Source organism: Cellulomonas sp. P4_B5_2 (genome assembly GCF_056402235.1).
This window is the reverse complement of sequence record NZ_JBFUHU010000365.1, coordinates 1-3,484: the sequence shown is the minus strand read 5'-3', so window position 1 is coordinate 3,484 and position 3,484 is coordinate 1. Positions and strand designations below refer to the sequence as shown.

The following is a 3,484-nucleotide window of genomic DNA, read 5'->3' as shown; positions in this document are numbered from 1 at the left end:
GGCGACGACCTCCCCGGAGGAGCTGCTGGCGGCCGTCGGGATGACGCCCCACGCGCACCGGCGCCCGGGTCGCCTGTCCGGCGGGGAGCGCCAGCGCGTCGGCATCGCCCGCGCACTCGTGGCCTCGCCCTCGGTCCTGCTGGTCGACGAGCCGACCGCTGCGCTCGACCGGCGCCGCAGCCACGAGACCGTCCGCCTGCTGGCCGACCAGACCCACCAGCACGCCGTCGCGTCCGTGATGGTCACCCACGACCACGACGTGCTCGAGCACTGCGACCGCGTCCTGGAGATGGTGGACGGCAGGCTCCGGCCGGTCTGACGGGTGCCTGCGGTCAGGCGAGCGTGCGCAGGTACCCGTCGACCAGCGCCGCGGTCGCGTCGTAGGCGCGCTCCAGCTCGCCGGTCTGCTCGACCTGGCGCGAGGCGGTGTGCACGAGGGCGTTGATCAGCTCGGTCGTCGTCTCCGGGTCCGGCGCGCCCAGCTCCTGCAGCGCCTCGCGCAACGGCGCGAGCAGCCGGTCGTGGAAGGTCTGCGACCGGCGCGTCAGCTCCTCGGACGGTGCGACCGACACCAAGGTCCGGGCCAAGGCGTGCTCACCGTCGGCGACGAGCTCGAGGTTCACACGGAGGTAGGCCAGGACGCGTCCGCGTGGGCCGTGGGCCGCTCCGATCGCCGCGTCCAGGCGCTCCTGCCAGCGCGGGAAGGAGTCGCGCACGACGGCGGAGAGCAGGTCCTCGCTCGAGGCGTAGTACTGGTACACGCTCGAGCGGGACAGCCCGGCGAGCTCCCCGACCTCCGCGAGCGTCGGCACTCGCTCCGGCCGGTCCGTCAGCAGCCCGCGTGCGGCGTCCAGCAGCGCTCGCTCCCGCGCGGCCCGGTGCTCGGCGACGGTCGGGGCATCGATCCGTGGCACCGCACCCCCTCTCGCGCGCGCCTGGCGCGCACCGGACACCGATGGTACGTGCGGGCAGTCACACGGTGGACCTGGGGCTCGCCCACGCGGCCGGCCTGACGCGACTACGATCAACCATGAGTAAAACGTTTGCCAAGGCCGAGTTGTTACGCCTGGGTGTGATGGCCACGTCACGCAAGCCCGACGAACGGCGGCTCCCGATCCACCCCGGTCACCTCGAGCGCATCGACGCGGACCTCCGGGCGCAGATGATCCTCGAACGGGGCTACGGCGCCAGCTTCGGCATCGCCGACGACCAGATCGCGCCGCTCGTCGGGCAGATGTGCGACCGCGACGCGGTCATCGCCCAGGCGGACATCGTGCTGCTGCCCAAGCCGCAGGCGTCGGACCTGGAGGATCTCCGCGACGGTCAGGTGCTGTGGGGGTGGCCGCACTGCGTGCAGGACCGCCGGATCACCCAGCTGGCGATCGACAAGCGGCTCACCCTGATCGCCTGGGAGGCCATGAACCACTGGCAGGCTGACGGCGGTTTCGGCCTGCACGTGTTCCACAAGAACAACGAGCTGGCGGGCTACTGCTCGGTGCTGCACGCGCTGCAGCTGTGCGGGTCGACCGGTGACTACGGGCGCAGGCTCAGCGCGGTGGTGATCGGGTTCGGGGCGACCGCGCGCGGCGCCGTCACGGCGCTCAACGCGCACGGGATCCACGACGTGCGGGTGCTGACCAACCGGGAGATCGCCGCCGTCGGCTCCCCGATCCCGTCGGTGGACATCATCCACTTCGACCACAACCCCGAGGACCCGTTCGAGAGCACGGTCACCACCGAGGACGGACCGGTGCGGCTCCCTGGGTACCTGGCCGAGAACGACATCGTCGTCAACTGCACGTTGCAGGACCCGAACGCTCCGCTGACGTACCTGCGCACCTCGAACCTGGGTGAGTTCCGGCCGGGCAGCCTCATCGTCGACGTGTCCGTCGACGAGGGGATGGGCTTCGGCTGGGCGCGGCCGACGTCGTTCGCGGACCCGATGTTCACGGTCGGTGACACGACGAACTACTACGCGGTCGACCACAGCCCGTCGCTGCTGTGGAACTCGGCGACGTGGGAGATCAGCGAGGCGCTGATGCCGTTCCTGCGCACGGTGATGGCAGGCTCCGAGTCGTGGGCCTCGTCGGACACGATCCAGCGGGCGGTGGAGATCGAGGACGGTCAGGTCCGCAACGAGGCGATCCTCACGTTCCAGGGCCGGTCCGCCGAGTACCCGTACCTGGCGGCGTAGGCCACGGAGGCGACGCCTCCGTGCGGCGTTGCCTTTGCGGGGTGACACGTGTCACTCTATGGGAGCGCATCCACGGCCGCACAGACGCGGCTCGCAGGTGGCCCCACGCGCGTACGAACGAAGGACATCGGCAATGGCGTCGCAGACTTTCACGCCCGCACCCACGGACGAGCTGGGTCAGGTCCCTGACGCCCTCGAGTCCGGGCTCGTCGACCTCGACGGCCGACGCTTCTACCGCATCACGTCCTACGACGACCTGCCGCCGTTCTTCATGACGCTGGTCGGCGCGAGCGACCTGTGGCTGTTCATCTCCAGCACCGGAGGCGTCACGGCGGGGCGCGAGGAGGCCGACCGCGCGCTCTTCCCGTACGCCACCGAGGACAAGGTCGCCGCGGGTGCCGGCCGGACCGGGGGGCTCACGCTCCTGCGCGTCGCCACGGCCGACGGGAACGTGTTCTGGCAGCCGTTCGCGCCGCGCCGTCCGGGCGACCCGGACGCCGAGCGCCACCTGTACAAGGACCCGCTCGGCACCACCCTCGTGTTCGAGGAGACCCGCCCAGACCTGGGCCTGCGCGTGCGGGTCACGTGGCGGACCGCCGCCCGGTTCGGCGTCGTGCGCGAGGTCGAGGTCGCCTCGGCGACCGACCGGCACGTCCGGGCCGAGGTCCTGGACGGATTCGTCGACCTGCTGCCCGCGGGCGTCACCGTGCAGACGCAGGGCGAGCTCAGCAGCCTGCTCGACGCCTACAAGCGTGCCGAGGTCGACGCCGCGACGGGCCTCGGGCTCGTCTACCTGAACTCGACGCTCACCGACAAGGCCGACCCGAGCGAGTCGCTGTCCACGACCGTCGCCTGGCAGGTCGGCCTCGACGACGTCGACCACCTGCTCTCCGCGCGCCAGGTCGGTGCGTTCGCGACCGGCCTCCCCGTCGTCGCGGAGCACGAGGTCCGCGGCGAGAAGGGCGCCTACCTCGTCCGCGCTCGCCTCACGATCGCCCCCGGGGAGCGGCGCCGTTGGAGCGTCGTCGCCGACGTCGACCAGAGCGCCGCCGACGTCGTGCGCCTGCAGACCCAGCTCGCCGACCCGGCCGCGGCCGCCGCGGCGCTGGCTGCGGACGTGGAGGGCACGCGTGCGCACCTCGACCGGCTCGTCGGGACCGCCGACGCCGCGCAGGTCACGGGCGACGAGCTCGCGACCGCGCACCACCGCGCGAACGGGCTGTTCAACGTCTCGCGCGTCGGCGTCCTCGTGGACGGCTACACCGTCCGCACGACCACCGTCCGCACGAC

3 protein-coding genes and 1 pseudogene are annotated in these 3,484 nt (G+C 72.1%); 3 read left to right on the top strand and 1 reads right to left on the bottom strand.

Going from position 1 to position 3,484, the window contains the following annotated elements:
• A partial coding sequence (locus tag AC1DUQ_RS19485; protein WP_477074394.1) for an ATP-binding cassette domain-containing protein occupies nucleotides 1-319 on the top strand: 319 nt, incomplete at its 5' end.
• 13 nt (nucleotides 320-332) lie between these two features.
• On the opposite strand, the gene AC1DUQ_RS19480 is transcribed toward AC1DUQ_RS19485, so the two are convergent.
• Nucleotides 333-914, bottom strand: a complete 582-nt coding sequence (locus AC1DUQ_RS19480) for a TetR/AcrR family transcriptional regulator (protein ID WP_477059879.1) — start codon at nucleotides 912-914, stop codon at nucleotides 333-335.
• Between the two features lie 116 nt (nucleotides 915-1,030).
• Between AC1DUQ_RS19480 and AC1DUQ_RS19475 the strand changes: the two genes are divergently transcribed.
• Nucleotides 1,031-2,194: a N(5)-(carboxyethyl)ornithine synthase gene (locus AC1DUQ_RS19475; protein WP_477059880.1), complete on the top strand. Its 1,164-nt coding sequence runs from the start codon at nucleotides 1,031-1,033 to the stop codon at nucleotides 2,192-2,194.
• Between the two features lie 133 nt (nucleotides 2,195-2,327).
• A pseudogene (locus AC1DUQ_RS19470) lies at nucleotides 2,328-3,484 on the top strand (hypothetical protein); the annotation flags it as partial.

Excerpts from the sequence above, each read along its gene's own strand:
- AC1DUQ_RS19475 (WP_477059880.1), top strand. The coding sequence starts at position 1,031 with ATGAGTAAAACGTTTGCCAAGGCCGAGTTGTTACGCCTGGGTGTGATG.